The organism is Pseudomonas sp. Ga0074129 (assembly GCA_001465025.1).
Taxonomy (GTDB): domain Bacteria; phylum Pseudomonadota; class Gammaproteobacteria; order Pseudomonadales; family Pseudomonadaceae; genus Aquipseudomonas.
This window is the reverse complement of sequence record LNDO01000005.1, coordinates 1-17,685: the sequence shown is the minus strand read 5'-3', so window position 1 is coordinate 17,685 and position 17,685 is coordinate 1. Positions and strand designations below refer to the sequence as shown.

22 protein-coding genes are annotated in these 17,685 nt (G+C 59.9%); 20 read left to right on the top strand and 2 right to left on the bottom strand.

Annotated elements, in window-relative coordinates:
- Positions 1-59: 59 nt before the first annotated feature.
- From AUK77_RS00160 to AUK77_RS00075, 18 genes are all read left to right on the top strand, one after another.
- A complete protein-coding gene (locus AUK77_RS00160) occupies positions 60-545 on the top strand; it encodes a hypothetical protein (RefSeq protein ID WP_296125087.1) in 486 nt (161 codons plus the stop codon).
- A complete protein-coding gene (locus AUK77_RS00155) occupies positions 538-744 on the top strand; it encodes a TraR/DksA C4-type zinc finger protein (protein WP_296125086.1) in 207 nt (68 codons plus the stop codon). Before AUK77_RS00160 ends, AUK77_RS00155 begins: the two co-directional genes overlap by 8 nt.
- On the top strand, positions 737-3,457 hold the full coding sequence (locus AUK77_RS00150) for a DUF5906 domain-containing protein (RefSeq protein WP_296125085.1): 2,721 nt from the start codon (positions 737-739) through the stop codon (positions 3,455-3,457). The genes AUK77_RS00155 and AUK77_RS00150 overlap by 8 nt, the downstream gene beginning before the upstream one ends.
- A 340-nt stretch (positions 3,458-3,797) precedes the next feature.
- On the top strand, positions 3,798-4,343 hold the full coding sequence (locus AUK77_RS00145; RefSeq protein ID WP_296125084.1) for a hypothetical protein: 546 nt from the start codon (positions 3,798-3,800) through the stop codon (positions 4,341-4,343).
- A gap of 278 nt (positions 4,344-4,621) precedes the next feature.
- Positions 4,622-4,978, top strand: a complete 357-nt coding sequence (locus tag AUK77_RS00140) for a phage holin family protein (RefSeq protein WP_296125082.1) — start codon at positions 4,622-4,624, stop codon at positions 4,976-4,978.
- 53 nt (positions 4,979-5,031) lie between these two features.
- Positions 5,032-5,763 (top strand): hypothetical protein, encoded by a 732-nt coding sequence (locus AUK77_RS00135; RefSeq protein ID WP_363079342.1) that lies wholly within the window; start codon positions 5,032-5,034, stop codon positions 5,761-5,763.
- Positions 5,764-5,912: 149 nt separating this feature from the next.
- Positions 5,913-6,431 (top strand): terminase small subunit, encoded by a 519-nt coding sequence (locus tag AUK77_RS00130; RefSeq protein ID WP_296125080.1) that lies wholly within the window; start codon positions 5,913-5,915, stop codon positions 6,429-6,431.
- 52 nt (positions 6,432-6,483) lie between these two features.
- Positions 6,484-8,373 carry a terminase gpA endonuclease subunit gene (locus AUK77_RS00125; protein WP_296125079.1) on the top strand — a complete coding sequence of 630 codons (1,890 nt, stop codon included), beginning with the start codon at positions 6,484-6,486 and terminating at the stop codon, positions 8,371-8,373.
- A gap of 8 nt (positions 8,374-8,381) precedes the next feature.
- Positions 8,382-8,597, top strand: a complete 216-nt coding sequence (locus AUK77_RS00120; RefSeq protein WP_296125078.1) for a hypothetical protein — start codon at positions 8,382-8,384, stop codon at positions 8,595-8,597.
- A gap of 2 nt (positions 8,598-8,599) precedes the next feature.
- Positions 8,600-10,210, top strand: coding sequence for a phage portal protein (locus AUK77_RS00115; protein WP_296125077.1), 1,611 nt, complete (start codon positions 8,600-8,602; stop codon positions 10,208-10,210).
- 3 nt (positions 10,211-10,213) lie between these two features.
- On the top strand, positions 10,214-11,446 hold the full coding sequence (locus AUK77_RS00110) for a S49 family peptidase (protein ID WP_296125076.1): 1,233 nt from the start codon (positions 10,214-10,216) through the stop codon (positions 11,444-11,446).
- A 12-nt stretch (positions 11,447-11,458) separates the two neighbouring features.
- Positions 11,459-11,809 carry a head decoration protein gene (locus tag AUK77_RS00105; RefSeq protein ID WP_296125075.1) on the top strand — a complete coding sequence of 117 codons (351 nt, stop codon included), beginning with the start codon at positions 11,459-11,461 and terminating at the stop codon, positions 11,807-11,809.
- Positions 11,810-11,824: 15 nt separating this feature from the next.
- Positions 11,825-12,853: a major capsid protein gene (locus AUK77_RS00100; protein WP_296125074.1), complete on the top strand. Its 1,029-nt coding sequence runs from the start codon at positions 11,825-11,827 to the stop codon at positions 12,851-12,853.
- A gap of 1 nt (position 12,854) precedes the next feature.
- Positions 12,855-13,175 carry a hypothetical protein gene (locus tag AUK77_RS00095; RefSeq protein WP_296125073.1) on the top strand — a complete coding sequence of 107 codons (321 nt, stop codon included), beginning with the start codon at positions 12,855-12,857 and terminating at the stop codon, positions 13,173-13,175.
- Between the two features lie 2 nt (positions 13,176-13,177).
- Positions 13,178-13,510 carry a hypothetical protein gene (locus tag AUK77_RS00090; RefSeq protein WP_296125071.1) on the top strand — a complete coding sequence of 111 codons (333 nt, stop codon included), beginning with the start codon at positions 13,178-13,180 and terminating at the stop codon, positions 13,508-13,510.
- A 2-nt stretch (positions 13,511-13,512) separates the two neighbouring features.
- The gene (locus tag AUK77_RS00085; protein WP_296125069.1) at positions 13,513-13,950 is read left to right on the top strand and encodes a hypothetical protein; all 438 of its coding nucleotides are present in this window, start codon (positions 13,513-13,515) and stop codon (positions 13,948-13,950) included.
- A gap of 10 nt (positions 13,951-13,960) precedes the next feature.
- Positions 13,961-14,146: a glycogen branching protein gene (locus AUK77_RS00080; protein WP_296125068.1), complete on the top strand. Its 186-nt coding sequence runs from the start codon at positions 13,961-13,963 to the stop codon at positions 14,144-14,146.
- 23 nt (positions 14,147-14,169) lie between these two features.
- Positions 14,170-14,922 carry a hypothetical protein gene (locus AUK77_RS00075; protein WP_090248682.1) on the top strand — a complete coding sequence of 251 codons (753 nt, stop codon included), beginning with the start codon at positions 14,170-14,172 and terminating at the stop codon, positions 14,920-14,922.
- Between the two features lie 21 nt (positions 14,923-14,943).
- Here the strand turns inward: AUK77_RS00075 and AUK77_RS00070 are convergent, their stop codons facing one another.
- Both AUK77_RS00070 and AUK77_RS00065 read right to left on the bottom strand, forming a co-directional pair.
- Positions 14,944-15,597 carry a hypothetical protein gene (locus AUK77_RS00070; RefSeq protein ID WP_296125067.1) on the bottom strand — a complete coding sequence of 218 codons (654 nt, stop codon included), beginning with the start codon at positions 15,595-15,597 and terminating at the stop codon, positions 14,944-14,946.
- A gap of 21 nt (positions 15,598-15,618) precedes the next feature.
- The gene (locus AUK77_RS00065) at positions 15,619-15,900 is read right to left on the bottom strand and encodes an Arc family DNA-binding protein (RefSeq protein ID WP_296125066.1); all 282 of its coding nucleotides are present in this window, start codon (positions 15,898-15,900) and stop codon (positions 15,619-15,621) included.
- Between the two features lie 83 nt (positions 15,901-15,983).
- On the opposite strand from AUK77_RS00065, the gene AUK77_RS00060 reads away from it, so the two are divergent.
- Complete coding sequence (locus AUK77_RS00060; RefSeq protein WP_296125063.1) at positions 15,984-16,145, top strand: toxin-antitoxin system HicB family antitoxin; 162 nt, start codon at positions 15,984-15,986, stop codon at positions 16,143-16,145.
- Between the two features lie 67 nt (positions 16,146-16,212).
- Complete coding sequence (locus tag AUK77_RS00055; protein ID WP_296125061.1) at positions 16,213-17,544, top strand: phage antirepressor N-terminal domain-containing protein; 1,332 nt, start codon at positions 16,213-16,215, stop codon at positions 17,542-17,544.
- Positions 17,545-17,685 lie beyond the last annotated feature (141 nt).

The following is a 17,685-nucleotide window of genomic DNA, read 5'->3' as shown; positions in this document are numbered from 1 at the left end:
AGGCATAGGATAGGGCGCGGCCCTGCCTGTGGCTATGGTAGTTGGCAGGAATTACTACCATGAAGCATCAGCACGACGATTACAGCGGGCCTGCCGTGCCGCTGGATGTGGCAGTCGATAACGATTGCCGTGATTTTCGCGGTGGCCATAAGGCGGTGTGCGCCATTCTTGGCGAGCCGTACGGCCCCTTTCAAAAGCGCCTTTCGGGTGCTTACCCCGACCATCACTTACGCCCCGATGACCTCTCCCGTGTTGTGCAGCTTGTGCGCGGCCCGGCTGTGCGTGCGTGGTTTGAGCAGGTGTATGGCGTGGTGACGTATGAGCCTACGCCTGTGCCTGCCACGCGCGATGCCATGCAGGCGCTGGGCAAGCTGTTGGCCAAAGAGGGTGAGTTTGTGGCCAGCCTGGCGGGCGGTGCAGCGGATAGCCGCTGGGAGCCTGCAGAGGTGGCCAAGCTGGAAGAGCATGGGTATGCGTTGATCCGCAAGCTGCTGGGCATTATGGCCGGTGCGCGAAAGGAAATGGAGTGCAGCCAGCATGGATGAGAACCAATTTGAGCGCGCGCAGGAACTCGAAGAGCAGCAGCGTGTAGCCGCAATGGCCAACCGTGTGCAGTACCAGGGCGTAAGCGCCCTTGAATGCGTTGAGTGTGGCAGCGATATCCCTGATGCGCGCCGTGTGGCGGTACCGGGTTGCCAGTGCTGCATTGATCGCCAGCAGCTGCGGGAGTTGAAACGTGGCTGATCAGATCCCGGTTTCACTTGAAGATTTGCGTGTGCTGCTGCGGTTCATCCCCGCGACTGATCGCGAAACCTGGGTGCAGGTTGGGATGGGCATTAAGGCTGAGTTTGGCACCAACGGTTGGGACGCGTGGGGCACTTGGAGCCAGTCCGGTACCGGGTACAAGTTGAGCGATGCGAAGACGGTGTGGAAAAGCTTTCGCAAGGCCGGTACCGGGCTGGGCACGGTGATTAAGCTGGCGATGGATAACGGTTGGACGCCGGAGAAAACCGAGCTGACCGCCGAGGATAAGCGCCGCTTTGCGCGTGAGCACGAAGCCCGCCGCATTGCCCGCCAAGCTGAGATTGAGGCCGATGAGGCGTTGCTTGAGCGCATGCGCGCCAAGGTTGCCGCCGAGTGCGCGGTGATTTGGGCGCAACACACAGCAGCAGACGGTAAGAGCGCCTACCTGGACAACAAACAGGTGGGCGCTTTTGGTGTGGCCTTTATGCGCCACACCGTGGTGCTGGAGATTGATGACCAAGCCGAGCGCTGCCAGCTGTGGGTGGGTGAGGATGCGCAGCGCTACTTGAAGAGCGTGCCAGACCCGCGCCCTGCGCATTTGTCGATGCTGGTGTTGCGCCGTGGTGATTTGATTATGCCGCTGCGCGATGAGGCAGGGCGGTTGCACAGCCTGCAGCAGGTGACCAGCACCGGTAAGAAGCGCTTTCCGAAGTACGGCCGCAAGAGCGGCTGTTTTCATGTGTTGGCTCGGCTAAGTGAGGCTGAGTTGGCGCAGGTTGAGGTGATTGGCCTGGCCGAAGGTTATGCCACGGCGGCGAGCTGCCAGATGGCTACGGGCTGGGCGATGGTGGCGGGTATTGATTCGGGCAACCTGCCGAAGGTTGCCACCGCGCTGCGTGCACTTAACCCCGCCGCGCGCATTGTGTTGTGTGGTGATGATGACCCCACCGTGGACGGCAACCCCGGCCGCACCAAGGCTGAGTTGGCCGCTGCGCAATGTGGCGGCGTTGCTGCCTTCCCGCTGGGGGCTGATGGCAAGGATTGGAATGACTTGCATGCGGCGTTGGGTTTGGATGCCGTGCGTGAGCAGTTGCTGGCGGCTTTGAGCGTGGAGCCTGCGGTGGATCTTCCCCGCGCCCCATCTGATGACTGCGCGCCGGAAAATCGCACCACCGTCACTACCGGGGGCGCGGGGGAGGCGCTGACGCTTGCCCAGGTGGTAAGGCGCTATGCGTTGGTGGAAGGCACTACGCAGGTGTGGGATATCGATAAAGCCCTGCTGATGAAGAAGCCAGCCTTTGAGGCGTTGGTGGGCAAGCCTTTGGCGAAAGATTGGATGGCGCTGGTGGATGGCACGCGCAAGGCGGTAAGTGCTGACCAGGTGCGCGATATCCAGCAGGCGCAGCGGCTTACCGGCAAGAAGGGCGGGGCGCTGGGTATGCCGCCGGTTGAGCGGTATGTGTACATCGATGGCACCAAGGATGTGTGGGACCGGCAAAAGAAGCGGCGCGTGCCTGAGGGCGCTGTGAAGATGGCCCTCGGTGATGCTTATGCGTTGTGGTTGAACAGTGCTGAGCGGCGGGTGGTGGATGTTGACCACATCGTGTTTGACCCGACGATGACGAAAGACCCCAGCGTTTACATCAACACCTATGACGGCTTGCCGCTTGAGCCGGTGCGTGATGATGCGGCGTGCGCGAACCTGATCTGGCTGATCAGCTTTTTGTGTAACCACGATGAGGCGGCGTGTGATTGGTTGGTGCGCTGGTTGGCGTATCCGCTGCAGCACCCCGGCGCGAAGATGGACACGGCCGTGCTGATGCACTCGATTATGGAAGGTTCGGGCAAGAGCCTGTTGTTTGCCGATGCGCTGGGTGAGCTTTACGGCCAGTACGCGGCAACGGTTGGGCAGACGCAGCTTGAGAGCAACTTCAACGCGTGGCAGAGCCGCAAGCTTTGGGCTGTGTTTGAAGAGGTTGTGAGCCGCGATCAGCGTTACAACCAGGTGGGCAAGATCAAGCATTTGATCACCGGCAAGACGGTGCGCATGGAGTCCAAATTCATCAACGGTTGGGAAGAAGCTAACCACATGAATGCGGTGTTCCTCTCGAACGAAATCCTGCCGTGGCCGATCAGCGAAAGCGATCGCCGCTTTTTGGTGATGTGGCCACAGGAAACCCTACCTGCTGCGCGGCAAAAGGCGATTGGTGCTGAGCTGCGCAATGGCGGGGTGGCGGCGTTGTATGGCTGGCTGTTGGGTGTTGACCTGGCCGACTTTGACCAGCGCACGCGCCCACCCAAAACCGAGGCGCGTGAACGCTTGGTGGCGCTGAGCCGGGCGGGCTGGCAGACCTTTGTGCATTTGTGGCGTGTGGGTGAACTGGGCGGCGGGCTATGGGGCGGCTGTTTAAGCACCGATCTGTACGCGCTGTTTACCGAGTGGTGCCAGCGCAACAAAGAGCATGCGTTGAGCCAAACGAAGTTCAGCCTGTTCGTGAGCGCTGAGATTGAGAAGACGCGCAGCATCCCCTGGCATGAGGGCACGAGTCGGCGCTTTGGTGCGTTCTTCTTCCCGCAGGACTTGGAACCTTCCCCGGCCCCATCCTTCACGGCAGCCCAGTTGGGTGTGATGGTTGAAAAGTGGCGCGATTCCGCGCGGGCTGCGGGTTGGAGCGTGGGGGCGTGGGATCACGTCAAGGCGGCTGCAGCATGACTACGCCTAAAAGTGTGTTGGGTGTGTCGGCTGTGTGTTGGGTTGCTTTTGTCTACCCAACACAGGTTGAGGCCAGCAATGGCGCGGCTTTGCCGGGTGTGTGTTGGGTGTGTTGGGTTTGTACGCGCGCGCACGCATGCACACACAAATGCGCGACAACCGTTAAGGCAGCATCACGGCAGCAAAAAAAGCTCTACGCGAGGACTCAAAAACCCAACACACCCAACACACTAAACACAGATGCTTTGAAAGTGTTGATTTATAAGGGTTTTAAGTGTGTTGGGTTTGTGTTGGGTTGGGCGTTTTGTGTTGGGTTGATGCAAAAACCGGAGGTGGCGCAATGATTAAGGCAATGGAGGTGCTGCTTTGCGCCTGGGGCCGTGAGGCTGTGAACCCTGCAGTGGAGGTGAGCATCCCTTCGCCGCTTGGCCGGATGGATGATGAGGGCGGTGCAGTAAGGGCACCGGGTAGCCGCTGCCTCTCGACGGTTGAGTGCTGGGTGGCGATGAGCCGCGCGGCTCAGGCGGTGGACAAGGCGCTGCATGACCTGGCGCTTGATGCACCTGCCGGGCTTGGGGTTGTTGGCCGCACCATGGTCCAGTTGGCGCATGTACGTTACTGCCAAGAGCGGCCGGTACCCGTTGCCCAGCAGGCGCACCGGCTGGGTGTATCTGTGCGCACCTATCGCACGCGGGTGGATGCGCTGCATGTTGAACTGGCGCGGGTGTTGCCGGGTGTGGCGGTGGCATTGCGTAAGGCTGAGCAGCAGTTGCCTGCCACTGTGGCGCGGGTTGAGCGCGGGCGGCAGGCGGTGAAAGCCTCCCGTGCCGAGCAGCGAGAACTGGATCGCCGGGTGGCGCAGTGGTTGTTTAAGGATGCCTCTTAGCTACCGTTCGTCGGCGTGGTTTGTCGTGAACAGGGTTTAACTCAGTTCGTTGCAGGTTCGTACACGGTTCGCGCAGGGTGCTGATTTTTCGCGGTTGCTGGGGTTGCATGTCAAGAGGTACAAAGTGCCCAAGATTTATTGCTGCGTCAGCGATAAACACCAAGCACGTGCTGTGCGCCCCGACCGGTTCCTGCTCCGGTCACTGCCCCGCAAGGGGCTTTCATTCAAAGGCCTCGCCAATCGGCGGGGCTTTTTCATTCCGGCCAAGGGAGCATGCCATGTCTACTGAACAGCAAATGCAGCAGGGCCTGGCGGATCTGCCGACTTGGCTGTTGGTGCTGGTTGCATTGGCCGGGTTGGTTGGTGAGATGCGCCAAGCGGATGTGCCTGGCGTTGCGATGGCCGAGATCATCAAGCGCGTATTGCTGCGCTTTGGTAGCTCTGCATTGTTTGGTATGGCCGCGCTCTTACTGGCCATGGCGCTATGGCAGAACCCATATATAGCTGGTGGCCTGGCCATTGGCATCGGGTTGCTGGGCGCGGACATCACTGGCGCGATCTATGCGCGCTGGCTGGCTAAGAAGGTGGGCGTGTGTGATGTGCCTGCCAAGCCTGATTCAGATCGCCCAGCGTGAAAGTTCGCATAACTGCCGATGGGTTAGACGATGCTCTGGCGGCGCTCGCTAAGTTGGGCGATGGGTTGGCCCCTCGGGCATTGGCGGATGCGCTGAACCATTCGGCCAACCAGGCGCGGCAAGCGTTGCGCACAGAGATGGAGAACATCTTCGAGCCGAAGCCCACGCCGTGGGTGTTGAACTCGATCCGCGTCCTGCATGCAAAGCCATCGGCTGCCCCAGAGGCGGCGCTGTGGGTGCAGGATCAGGCAGCAGGCAAGAATCCTTTTACTGCCGAAGACTATCTGCTGCCTCAAGTTGAGGGCGGTGAGCGTATCAAGCGGCGCAGTGAAGGCTATCTGCGTGAATCGGGAATTCTGCCCGCTGGGCGGTTTGTTGTTCCTGCTGGTGGCGCTCGCCTTGATGCCTACGGGAACATCCAGAAAGGCCACATGATGCAGATACTTTCAGGCCTTAAGGCTATGAAACTATCAGGCTCGGACAGCGCAGCCAGCGAAAGTAAGCGCTCATTGCGCAAGGGTAATGCGCTGGCGTTCTTCGTATTGAAGCGCGGCAAGACGCCCATCGGCATCGCAGAGCGCCGGACATATGGGGTAGGGAGTCGTGACAAGTGGGTGATGGTGCTCGCCTTCGTGCGTCAGCCTCAGTACCGCGCGCGCTTCAAGTTCCATGATGTGGTGCGGCGGGTTGCCGAGGATGATGGGCAGCTCGAAGCGAACATCGACAAAGCGATTGCCGATGCTCTGAATGGCCGTCTGCCGAAGCTGCGCGGGCGGCGCGGCTAGTGGCGTGCCGCGCGCGGACTTGTTGGGACGGCCGGTGCCCATCTTTTTGGGTCCTCCCTGGCCCCCGCCACCCTACACGGGTAATTCAAGCCATGTTTTCTCTCTAGCTGAAATTTGGCTAGGGATGTCCGTCTTTATTGGAGTTGGCTATGGGACTGCGAGTTACCAAAGCCCAGCTGAGTGAGATTGTCGGTCGCGATGAACGTACCCTCAGCCGCTGGCAGAACACCGGTATGCCGGTGCTTGAGACTGGTTTGGGGCGCGGCAATGAAAACGAGTACGACACCCAGGCTGTAATCGAGTGGCTGGTGCAGGTCGCTCAGCAGCGTGGGGCAAAGGAAAGCGTGCGTGATCGGCTCGACCGCATCAAGGGCGACCGCGAAGAATTGGCCTTGGCGAAAGACCTTGAAGAGGTGGTGTTTGCGGCTGACCTGCTCGAGCGCTTCGAAGCGGCAATCACAGCGGCCAAGGTTGAGCTGCTGAACACCTTCCCTGAGAACCTGGCCAGCGTGCTGTCGGCGCGTTACGGCATTGATGTGGATGACCAGCTAATCCGCGAGCCCCTAGAGGCCATCCTGACTGAGCTATCAAACTATGACCCTGATGACGATGACCCGTCAGACGGGGATTCTGACGAACCGGACGATCCGGAGGAAGCTGAGGAATAGTGCCACCAAGGCGCTGCGGCAAGCTTTCCGCAAGTGGGCTCCACCCCCGCGCATGTCGATCATCGAGTGGGCGGCTAAGTACCGCTGGCTTGCTCCCGAAGAGGCAGCGCGGCCCGGCAAGTACCGCTTCGATGTCACTCCGCACCTGACCTGGCCCGGCGGGCCGCTGGAAGCGCTGGATGACCCAAGTGTTGCAGAGGTGGTCTGCCGCAAGTCGGCCCAGGTGGCGTGGACTTCCGGCGTACTGGGTAACGCGTTGTGCAAATGGATCGATATCGACCCCTCGCCAATCCTGATCCTGTTCCCCAAGGCTGAATCGGTAAAGCAGTACGTTGGCGAAAAACTGGAACCGATGATCGAGGCCACGCCTCGGTTGCGCAAGAAGGTCGACCTACGTAGCCGCAAGCTGCAGCAGCGGCAGGACTTCAAGAAATTCCCCGGTGGCTTCCTGAAAATGGTGGGCTCGAACAGCCCGGCCAGTGTGAAGTCCACGCCGGTACCGCGCGTGGCGGTCGAGGAACCAGACGACTGTAACCTCAACCTGCGCGGGCAGGGCGACAGCATCAAGCTGGCCAAAGAGCGGATGAAAACCTTCCGCCGCTCGAAGCTCATCATCGGTGGCACTCCAACCATCAAAGGGCTTTCGGCCATTGATGCAGAGATGGAGCTTTCTGATAAACGCCGTGGCTTGGTGCCTTGCCACGACTGCGGCCAAGAGCACGCGCTGAGCTTCGATAACCTGCACTGCGATGAAGACCCTGAGTATCGTCACGAGGTCTACGGCCATTGCCGGCCTGAGCTGAGCTTCTACACCTGCCCGCATTGCGGGTCGATCTGGGACGACAACCAGAAGAACGCCAACCTCAAGCATGGCCGCTGGGTTGCTACGGCTGAGTTTCGCGGCATTGCTGGCTACGACCTCAACGAGCTCTATGCCACGTTTTGGGGCTCGCGCTTTCAGGTGTTGATGGAGAAAAAACTCCAGGCCGAGCATGCCGCCGAGCGCGGCAACATCGGCCCGATGATTGCCTTCGTCAACAGCTCGAAAGGTACTAGCTATGAGTACCAGAGCGATGCGCCGAAAACGGATGAGTTGGAGCGTCGCGCTGAGGCTTATGGCGAGCTAACTGCGCCCAAGGGTGTGCTGCTGATCACTGCCGGTGTGGACGTTCAAGGTGACCGCCTGGCGGTGGTTATTACTGGCTGGGGACGTGGCGAGGAATCCTGGCGGTTGTACTGGGGCGAGTTACCGGGCAACCCGATTGATCCCAACGACGGTGTCTGGCTGGAGCTCGACAAGCTCTTGGCTACGCCAATTGAGAGTGCGCACGGCTGCCGCCTGGTTGTATCTGCCGCCAGCCTCGATAGCTCGGACGGTAATACCAGCGATGCGGTTTACACCTACGTCCGGGATCGCCAGCGCTACAACATCCTGGCAATCAAGGGTGCGTCGGTTGATAGCCGCGACAAGGAAATCTACTCCAAGCCGCCTCAGTCGCAGGACACCAACCAGAGCAATACCAAGGCCGCCAAGTACGGGCTGCGGGTTCACATCGTCGGCACCCACAAGGCGAAAACCCTGATCGACTCACGGCTGCGCTTGAAGGGCTCAGGCCCTGGCCGCATGCACTGGTACGCCGAGATTCGCCCGGACTACTACGAGCAGCTGACCAACGAAGTGCTGGCTCCGCACCCGCGCATCCCCAGCAAGATGGTTTGGCAGAAGAAGGCCGGCCGGCGCAACGAAGCCTTGGACTGTGAGGTGTATGCCCTGCATGCCGCGCGCAGTTTGAAGACGCACCTGCTGCGAGATCCCGAGTGGGATCAGATCGAACAGCAGCTGCTGCAACCAACCCTGTTCAACAACGACCAACCCGTCTCTGCTGTGCCGCGTCGGGCCACTGCCCGTGGGCGTGGGGTACGCAGTCGCGGCGGCCACTGAGGTAATCCATGACTGAAGCACAACAACGCCTGGTGGAAGTCAGAGCGTCGATCAAGGCCATCCTCGAAAAAGGTCAGCGCGTGCGGCGCGGTGATCGAGAAGTACAGCGGGCCGAGCTGGCTAGCTTGCGTGTTCTGGAGGCGCAAGTGGCCAGAGAGGTTGCTAATGAAAATGCGGCCCTTCGTGGTCGCGGCCGAAGCCGTATTTCCTACCCGAGCATCTGACCATGAGCTTTTTCCGCAAGAAGCCAGAAGAGCTGCTGATGCGCGAAGTCATCAAGCTCGCACAAGCCGCTGCGGGTGAAACCAAGGTAGTTGCCCAAGGCGGCGGCGGTGGGGTTGAAACGCGCTGGCGAGGTGCCTCGCGCATTCTGCGTAGCATGGCCAGTTGGATACCGGGTCTGGGTAGCCCCCGGAAAGACCTCAACACCAACGAGCGCAACATGCTGGTGGCGCGCTCTCGCGATGCCATGCGTAACCACCTCATTGCCCGCGCAGCCATCATGCGCATCCGCACCAACGTGGTTGGTACCGGCCTGGTGTGCCGCGCCCAGGTTGATTACGAAGTGCTGGGCATTGATGAAGCTCGCGCCGAGCAACTCAATGCGCAGCTTGACCGGCTCTGGTCGCTGTATGCCGACGATGCCCGCGAGTGCGATGCCGAGGCGACCCTCAACCATTACCAGCTGCAGGCCTTGGTGCTTGTTTCAGCCATGGTGGGTGGCGACGTTTTCATTGCTACCCCAGATGAAGAGCGCCCTGGTTGTATTTTCAGCACCCGCCTGCAGTTGATCGAAACAGACCGCGTATGCAACCCGGCCAACGGCCTCGACAACGCGCGCCTGGTTGAAGGTGTTGAGTTCAATGAACTTGGCGCGCCCATTCGCTACCACGTGTGCAGCGGCTACCCGAATGAGCTAGAGCGCGGCGTCACAATAAAGTGGGAGTCGCTGCAAGTGTTTGGCCCCGTCACCGGACGCCGCCGCGTAATGCATGTGATGGCCGACAAAGAGCGGCCAGGGCAGAAGCGTGGCGCGCCTTACTTGGCTCCAGTGCTTGAGCCGCTGCAGAAGCTGGAGCGCTACAGCAGTGCAGAACTAATGGCCGCTGTGATTTCGGCCATGTTTACGGTTTTCATTGAGAAGAGCGAAGGCTTCGATGACGGGAAGATGACCCTCGCCGCGCTGGCCCAAGGTGGTGATGGATACAGTACCGATGACGCCTCTGGCAGCGACGATATCCAGCTGGGCGAGGGTGCCATTGTCGACCTGGGCAAAGGCGAAAAAGCCAACATTGCCAACCCGGCGCGGCCCAATGCGCAGTTCGATCCCTTCTTCGTATCGGTGGTCAAGCAGATCGGCGCAGCCTTGGAGGTTCCCTTCGAGGAACTGCTGCTGCATTACAACACCAGTTACAGCGCCGCGCGTGCCGCCATGCTGCAAGCCTGGCGGTTTTACAGCCTGCGCCGCTGGTGGCTGACCTGCGACTTCTGCCAGCCCAGCCGTGAGCTGATCATTGATGAAGCCGTTGCCCGTGGCTTGATTGACCTACCCGGTTACTCAGACCCCGCCAAGCGCAAGGCCTACTGCATGGCCCTTTGGATTGGCCCAGCGCGCGGTGCCATCGACGAACTGAAAGAAGCCAACGCCGCTGGCAAACGGATCGATATCGGCATCAGCAACGAAACACTCGAAACCGCCGCAATGACCGGCGAGCCCTGGCAGCAGGTGTATCGCCAGCGTGTGCGCGAGGTCACGCAGCGCCGCAATGACGGCCTCTACACACTGCCCAAAGGCGCAACGCCAGAAGCTGAGCCAGCGAAACCCGAAGAGGAATAACCCATGTCACGTGCATTCGAGCTGGCCGCGTCGCGGCCCTGGCTGATGCTTCCTGACGCCCTTGATTCACTGATGGCGATTGCTGATCGTCAGGGTGATCCCGAGGCGTTGGAGGCCCGGCTAGGCCGCCCACTGGAAAACACTCGCGTAGTGACCATGCGTGATGGCATCGCCGTCATTCCGGTGACCGGCCCCATCATGCGTTACGCGAATATGTTCACGCGGATCAGCGGGGCGACTAGCACCCAGGAGCTAGCTACAGACCTACAGACTGCTCTGGATGACCCCAAGGTCAAAGGCATCATCCTCAATGTCGACAGCCCGGGCGGCGAAGCCAACGGCATCAATGAGCTGGGCGATATGGTTTATGCCGCCCGGGGCAAGAAGCCGATCAAGGCCTACGGCGGCGGCACAGTCGCCAGCGCCTCCTACTGGATCGGCAGTTCTGCCGATGAGCTGGTCATTGATGACACCGCCCTGCTGGGCAGTATCGGTGTTGTCGTTGAGGTGGCACTGCGCGAGGCCCGCGAAGGGGAGAAGCGCTACACCATCACCAGCAGCAATGCCCCCAACAAACGGCCCAACCTCGAAACAGAAGAAGGCCGCGCCGAACTCTCCAAAACCATCGATGCCTTGAGCGAAGTCTTTGTCGCCAAGGTCGCCCGCAACTTGGGCGTTACCGCAGATCAAGTGCCAGCCATGGGCGACCACGGCGGCTTGAAAGTAGGTGCAGCAGCCGTTGCATCTGGCCTGGCGCACCGGCTTGGTTCGCTTGAGTCGCTCATCACCGAAATGGCCAAAGAGGCCGCAACCCCGAGGAAACTCAGCATGACCATCGTGAAAACCACGGCGGAGCTGCACGCGGCCATCGCGGCAGGCACTGACCCGCAAACCATCCAAATCGCCGCCGTCGAGCAGGTAGATATCGCCGCCATCAAAACTGCCGCCGCTGCAGAGGCTGTTACCGCTGAGCGCGCCCGTATCAAGGGCATCAACGAACTGGCTGCTAAGGGCTTCGAGAAGGAAATCGAAGCGGCCATTGATGGCGGTGCCAGCGTTGAGGCCACCGCCCTGACCCTGTTCAAAGCCTCGCAGGAACGCGGCATCAGCCTGGCCGGTATCAAGGTCGATAGCCAGGGCACCAGTACTACCACTCCAGCGGCCAAGACTGATGCCGAAGCTGCTGCCCAAAAATCTGCTGTCAGCGCCATCGTCGCTGGCGCCAATAGCCGCTGATAGGAGGCCGTCATGCCTAACCCAGATCGCGTTTCGTATACCCCCGAGCAACTCTCCGCTGGCGACTTCCCGATTGTGAAGGCAGGCGGCGTTATCGCTGCCGGGCAGGTACTTGCCGCCGGCGCTGTGCTTGGCCAAATCACTGCCGGTGGTCAGTACAAGCTGTCTGCCAGCGCCGCCAGTGACGGCTCGCAAACGCCAACCGTGGTGCTGGATGAAGCCATCGACACAACAGCCGGTGCCGCACCTGGCGTGCTGCGCCTTACCGGCGAAGTACTCGGTACCGCACTCACTCTTGGCGCTGGCCACACCCTGGCGGGTGTTAAAGCTGCGCTGCGCCCCCTTTCCCTGTTCGTCCGCTAATCGGAGCCGCACCACATGAATATTTTTGATACTCAAACCATGCTCGCTGCGGTTGAGCAGATGAAGCCAGCGCGCCGCTTCCTGATGAATACCTTCTTCAACGGCGGGTCACCTGCGACCTTTCCTACCAAGGCCGTGCAAATCGATATCGTTAAGGGCCAACGCAAAATGGCCCCGTTTGTTCACCCGCGCCTGCCCGGCAGCATGAGCAGCCGTGAAGGTTTCCGCTCGGACACCTACACACCGCCCTATGTGCAGCCAAAGCTGGAAACCACCGCTGAGCTCATTCTCAAGCGCGCCGCTGGTGACAACCCCTACGCCACCCGCACCCCGCTGGAGCGTGCCGGCAACCAGCTTGGCAAGGATATGGCCGAACTGGATAGCGACATCACTCGCCGTGAAGAGTGGATGTGCGCCCAGGCACTGACCACCGGCCAGATCCGCGTGGTGGGTGAGGGCGTTGATGACACCATCGACTTCCTCATGCCGGCCGATCACAAGATCGTCCTGTCCACCAACAAGTGGGGCACGGCGGATGGTGACCCGCTGGGCAACATGCGCACCTGGAAGCGCAAGATCGCCAAGGACTCTGGCCGCACGGCCAACACCGTGGTGCTGAGTGGTGAAGCGTTGGATGCCTTCTACAGCAGCCCGAAAATGCTCGAGCAGCTCAACACCCGCCGCGTTGACATGGGCATCATCAAGCCCCAAGAACTGCCGGATGGCGTCACCTACATCGGTTACCTGAACGATCCGGGCGTTGACATCTACGCCTACGACGAATGGTTCCTCGATGCTGCCGGTGCTGAGCAGCCAATGATCCCGTCCGGCGGCCTGATCATGGGTGCCACCAACACACGCAATGCCATGCTCTATGGTGCTATTCAGGATCTGGATGCCATCGAAAGTGGCCTGGTTGAAGCGGCACGCTTCCCCAAATCTTGGGTCACCCCAGAGCCGAGTGCGCGCTGGCTGAAGATGATCAGCGCACCACTGGCGGGCCTGCTTGAGCCGGATGCGTTCGCCTACGCCAAGGTGGTGTGACATGGCCAAGAAAATCCGCACCTACGTGGTGGCTGATGGCTGCATTCAGGAAGGCAGCGAGGTTTTCGTCAAAGGTGAGCTTTACACCCCGCCAACCGCAGCTCTTGAAAAAGAGCTGCTTGAAGCCGGTTTGATCGCCCTGCCTGCCGAGCAAGAAGCTGCAGGGCTCGCCCAGGCGGAAGCCGATGCCAAGGCACAAGCCGAAGTCGCTGCCAAAGCACAGGCCGAAGCTGATGCCAAAGCGCAGGCGGAAGCCGATGCCAAGGCACAAGCCGAAGCTGATGCCAAAGCACAAGCGGATCTGCTCAACCAAGGTCAGTAGCCATGGGCTTTGATGAGCTGACGGAAGACATGGACGACATGATTATGTCGTCACTCAACGATGGCATTGCCGATTACCTCAACGCCTCCGGTGCTGTATTGGCCGGGGGTATTGAGGTGATCCTCGACAAGGATGTCGAGCGCGTGGACATCGTCAGCGGCATGGTGGACCGGTCTGTGACCATCACGGTTCGTCGCCACCTGCTTCAGCCGCTGGATCGTCAGGGGGCGTTTCGCCTCTATCCGGTGGAGTGGGGTGCTGACGGTAAGACCTGGCACATCGACGGCATTGCCGAAGATGACGGCCACCTGATCACCTTCTATGTGAAGCCCTGACCATGCCTATCGATATGCAATCCGCCATCGTTGCGGAGCTGATCGCGCGCCTGGCTGCCGTGGATTCATTCGGCGGCATGGTGTTCGAGGACAGCGTGCTGCGCGTCATCGACTCCGCTGATGACACCTTGCCGGATGACTTTATCGTCATCCAGCCAGGTACCACTGAGGAGGTGGAGCGTCCAACGCCTGGCAGTGTTCGCGAGCGTGTGGTTTTGAACATCACGTGCATTACCAAGCGCCGCGACTTTGCTGCGCACCTGCGTGCAGCGCGGCTGGGCATCAAGGTCGCGCTGCCCGGTACCAAGGCAGGGCTTGCCATACAGGGCGTCCAGCTCGCTGCTTTTCAAACTGAAACCCCTATGCCACCCGGCCAAGGCCGGACATGGGCTTGTCACGTGCTGCCTGTGCAGATCACCTACGTGCAATCCCTCAAGTGAGGACACCGCAATGCCCAAGATCACTATCACTGAGCCATTCAACTTCGCCTCGGGCGGGGTCGTGACTCACTACCCCAAAGGCCCTGATCAGGATGTGCCTCAAGCTGTTGTTGAGCATGCCCAGAAGCACGGCTACACCCCGAAACCCAAAGCCAAAGCTGATGCGCCTGCCGCCCCGGCTGAAGCTGGCAAGTAACCCGCCCAGCCAGGAGAGCTCAAATGCCTCAAATCGACCGCTCGTTTATTGGCGAGGGCATCCCCTATGCCCGCGCCTATCAGTCTCAGGATGCTTTTCTTGATCTTGGTAACTGCGACGTTTTCAACATTAGCTTCACCAGTGACCGCAAAACGCTGCGCAACTTCCGTGGCGGTGGTGGCAACCGCAACGTGCGTGAGCAAGTCACCGATGTGGCGTCCACCATTGGCCTGTATGACCTGACAGCGACCAACCTGGCGCGCGTCACGCGCTCCACAGTCGTTCCGGTTGCAGCAGGTGTGATCACTGCTGAGCCGCGCACCTGTGAGGGTATTGAAGGCGAGCTGATTCCCTTCAAACACCTGCCTGACCTGACAGCGCCCATCACAGTAGTCACTGCCGCAGATGGGCCTTTGGTTGCCGGTACCGACTACCTGGTTACGCCGCATGGCATTTTGGTGACCGGCAGCGGTGCGATCACTTCTGCCGGTATCAAGGCCACCTATACCAAACTCAAGTCGAGCGCTGTGCAGATGCTCAATGGCAGTCAGGTGGAGCTGGAAATCTACATTGCCGGCCTGAACGATGCGCAGAGCGGCGAGCCCTACAGCTTGCACCTGCGCCGCGTGAAATTCGGCATGCTGTCGGAGCTTCCGGTATTCGGGCAGGAATACTTGAAGCTGGAAGGCCCGGCCGAGCTGCTGGCTGATCCGCTGGTGCTGAGCAACGACATCTCCAAGTTCTGCGAGATGAACATCGTCGACAAAGCGGCTTAAGACGGTGGGCCAGGGATGGCCCTATTCCGCGCTTGGGGGCAGCACGCTTTCCCGATAGATGCGCAGCGTACCTTGCCGCATCCGTGTGAACACCGCAGCTTCCAAGCCACTCGATATCGCATGCTTATGGAAGTGCTCATCTGCCACGAATATACAGTCGGTGTACCACCCCATATCACTCGGAGTTCCGCCGAGTGCGTCGACCTGTGCATAGCACTCGCGGCGGGAGCGATCTTTGAATGGGCCGGTGAAATCGCAGAGTTTTCCAGCAACATTAAAGCCCGCAGGAGGTGTATCGAAAAGCTGCGGGTAAATGTCACCGAAAGTTGGAAGGTCAGATTTCACTAGGTCTTGAAGCGGGAAGCCGTCATATCGTTCAGCGAACAGCGTGGTGAGAAGTATCAGCAGGTCGCGCTCCGCGACTGGCTCCCAGCAACCACTGTCAGTCGCCTGGTGTAGCGCAGCCCGAAGCATGTTGTAGGGAAAGAAGTCCAGGTACGGATATGCCGAAAGAAGAAGCTCGAAATTGGCTGCTCTCGACTGGGTGATAGCGCCGTCCGCTACCGCCAGTTGTGCGGCTTCTTTTATAGGTGTGTAGAAGTCCGGCAACTCTTCTCGATATCGCGCTCGAACTGCAGCTTTGATCCTGGCTTTGTCAGGCTTGGCAGATGGCATGGCCTCTCCTTGGCAATAGGCTTACTTTTTCTTGGCGGCTGCTAGGTGTTTCACCTGTTCCAGAACGATCTCCAGGTTCATTTGGAACTCCTCCAGCGCCGGCAAGGGCCCCTGTGTTGCTGGTTCTACAGCTCGGATGATCCGATGAATTTCCGGAGCGAAGCTTTCTTCCAAGCGTGCAGTGATTTCCGCGTTTAGGGAGCGGTGATTGGCCTTGGCTGCCGCCTCAACCCTTTCGCGAAGTGAGGGCTGCATGCGTAGGCCGAATGGGTTGATGTTGCGAATCAGGTCTTCATCTTTCATAGCTACGCACTGTAGCTATATTTGTCGTTGACAAGTAGACACATCGTGTTATGGTTTCATTGTGAAGCTATTAAGGAGGATGCATGAAAACACGTGACATAACCCCGTTTGGGCTGCGCATGGAACCATCTCTAAAGGAGCGATTGGCGAGTGAGGCGGTAAGGCAGGAAAGAAGCCTGAACTGGCTGATTTGCAAGCTGCTCAAGGAGGCCATAGAGACCAATGAACAAACTAAGCAGGCATAAAAAAGCCCCAGTCGCGCGAACGGCCAGGGCTTTGGGTAACGTCGAAACCAGAGAGGGAAACAACGTCATGAGTAATGCTACCGCAATTCCGAAAGAAAACAATGTTCAGCTCGGCACTGTCGAATTTCTCGGCAAGCCGCTGACCGTCATGACCACTGATTCCCAACTGCTGGTCGCAATGCGGCCGATCTGCGAAGGTGTCGGACTGGACTGGAAGTCTCAGTATGAGCGCATTAAGCGTGATGAAGTGCTTTCGACCTCCATGGTTGTCATGACCACGCAGATGCCGGGCGATGATCAGAAGCGCCAGATTACTTGCCTTCCGCTCAATCTGCTCAACGGCTGGCTGTTCGGTGTCGACTCCAAGCGCTGCAAGCCCTTCGTTCGTCAGGCGCTGGTTCGCTACAAGTTCGAGTGCTATGACGCCCTGGCGGCGTACTGGCAGCAGCGCAGCGCGAAAGCGTTGCCGGAGCCGAAGGCGCTGCCGGTCACGGATCAGCTCAACCGCTTTGACCATTCTTTCCAGGGCCGCCGTGTTGAGTTCCTTGTAGGTGGTGGCCAGGTATGGTGCAAGGCCAGCGCCATCTGCACCGCCCTTGGCTTGGGTAGCTCTGACCGCATCACGCGCGGGCTGCCGGATGGCAACAAACTTGCGCGGTTACGCGGCCGGCAGCGGCACATCTATATAGATGCAGCGGCGGCGCAGCGGGCTGGCGACTATGTGCGCGATGCCGACAAAGCCAAAGCTTGGGCGGATTGGATATCAAGGGTGCTGGGCGATCTTGTCCGGGCACCGCTCGATGCCGGCTCTGCGTGCTTGGATGAGCGCACCCAGGCTTGCCTGTATGCGCTGTGTGAAGCAGGTGATCGCTTAGTGCGCGCGCACCACGAACTGGCCCCGGTGCATCAGGCGATGCGCAGCAACGCTCTCATTGGCGTTGGTGCCGCGCTGGAAGCCCTGCAGGTTGGGGCGCGACATCTGCGCGCGGAGCACGGCGAGGGCATGCTGGCAGCGGCGCAGCGCAGTGGGCTGGTGGATGCGGCGTCACCCAACTTACTTGGCGTGCAACTCAGTGCGGCCCTAGGCCGGCCAGCGTTGGTGGGTGATTTGCAGCCGCTGCCGGAAACGCGACCGCTACAAGGCGAGTTAATTGCAGACGAAGAGCTGACACCAGTGCAGCGGCTTGGCATGAATGCGCTTTTGGATACCCGCTTAATTGTGGCCTTCGACCATGCGGGACAGCTTCAAATCAGGCCGGTGACGCCCGATGCTGTTGTGGTGCCGCTCAATAAGCTGCCCGCCATAGTGGCCGATCCGTTCGCGTTACCTGCCGGCCAGTTACCTGACCTGCTGGAGGCGGTAACGGCGCGAATGAAGGCGCTCGTTTCAGCTGCTTGAGATATTCAAACCTTCTCCCAGCCCGCTCCGGCGGGTTTTTTATGGGTATTCGGGAAAGGGTGTTGTTATGCCCTTTCTGAATACCCCTAGGTGATGTGGTTGGTTGTGTTGTTAGCCTTCCTCTTGGAAAGCTCCCGTTCC

Excerpts from the sequence above, each read along its gene's own strand:
- AUK77_RS00160 (WP_296125087.1), top strand. The coding sequence starts at position 60 with ATGAAGCATCAGCACGACGATTACAGCGGGCCTGCCGTGCCGCTGGAT.
- AUK77_RS00155 (WP_296125086.1), top strand. The coding sequence starts at position 538 with ATGGATGAGAACCAATTTGAGCGCGCGCAGGAACTCGAAGAGCAGCAG.
- AUK77_RS00145 (WP_296125084.1), top strand. The coding sequence starts at position 3,798 with ATGATTAAGGCAATGGAGGTGCTGCTTTGCGCCTGGGGCCGTGAGGCT.
- AUK77_RS00140 (WP_296125082.1), top strand. The coding sequence starts at position 4,622 with ATGTCTACTGAACAGCAAATGCAGCAGGGCCTGGCGGATCTGCCGACT.
- AUK77_RS00130 (WP_296125080.1), top strand. The coding sequence starts at position 5,913 with ATGGGACTGCGAGTTACCAAAGCCCAGCTGAGTGAGATTGTCGGTCGC.
- AUK77_RS00125 (WP_296125079.1), top strand. The coding sequence starts at position 6,484 with ATGTCGATCATCGAGTGGGCGGCTAAGTACCGCTGGCTTGCTCCCGAA.
- AUK77_RS00120 (WP_296125078.1), top strand. The coding sequence starts at position 8,382 with ATGACTGAAGCACAACAACGCCTGGTGGAAGTCAGAGCGTCGATCAAG.
- AUK77_RS00115 (WP_296125077.1), top strand. The coding sequence starts at position 8,600 with ATGAGCTTTTTCCGCAAGAAGCCAGAAGAGCTGCTGATGCGCGAAGTC.
- AUK77_RS00110 (WP_296125076.1), top strand. The coding sequence starts at position 10,214 with ATGTCACGTGCATTCGAGCTGGCCGCGTCGCGGCCCTGGCTGATGCTT.
- AUK77_RS00105 (WP_296125075.1), top strand. The coding sequence starts at position 11,459 with ATGCCTAACCCAGATCGCGTTTCGTATACCCCCGAGCAACTCTCCGCT.
- AUK77_RS00100 (WP_296125074.1), top strand. The coding sequence starts at position 11,825 with ATGAATATTTTTGATACTCAAACCATGCTCGCTGCGGTTGAGCAGATG.
- AUK77_RS00095 (WP_296125073.1), top strand. The coding sequence starts at position 12,855 with ATGGCCAAGAAAATCCGCACCTACGTGGTGGCTGATGGCTGCATTCAG.
- AUK77_RS00090 (WP_296125071.1), top strand. The coding sequence starts at position 13,178 with ATGGGCTTTGATGAGCTGACGGAAGACATGGACGACATGATTATGTCG.
- AUK77_RS00085 (WP_296125069.1), top strand. The coding sequence starts at position 13,513 with ATGCCTATCGATATGCAATCCGCCATCGTTGCGGAGCTGATCGCGCGC.
- AUK77_RS00080 (WP_296125068.1), top strand. The coding sequence starts at position 13,961 with ATGCCCAAGATCACTATCACTGAGCCATTCAACTTCGCCTCGGGCGGG.
- AUK77_RS00075 (WP_090248682.1), top strand. The coding sequence starts at position 14,170 with ATGCCTCAAATCGACCGCTCGTTTATTGGCGAGGGCATCCCCTATGCC.
- AUK77_RS00070 (WP_296125067.1), bottom strand. The coding sequence starts at position 15,597 with ATGCCATCTGCCAAGCCTGACAAAGCCAGGATCAAAGCTGCAGTTCGA.
- AUK77_RS00065 (WP_296125066.1), bottom strand. The coding sequence starts at position 15,900 with ATGAAAGATGAAGACCTGATTCGCAACATCAACCCATTCGGCCTACGC.
- AUK77_RS00060 (WP_296125063.1), top strand. The coding sequence starts at position 15,984 with ATGAAAACACGTGACATAACCCCGTTTGGGCTGCGCATGGAACCATCT.
- AUK77_RS00055 (WP_296125061.1), top strand. The coding sequence starts at position 16,213 with ATGAGTAATGCTACCGCAATTCCGAAAGAAAACAATGTTCAGCTCGGC.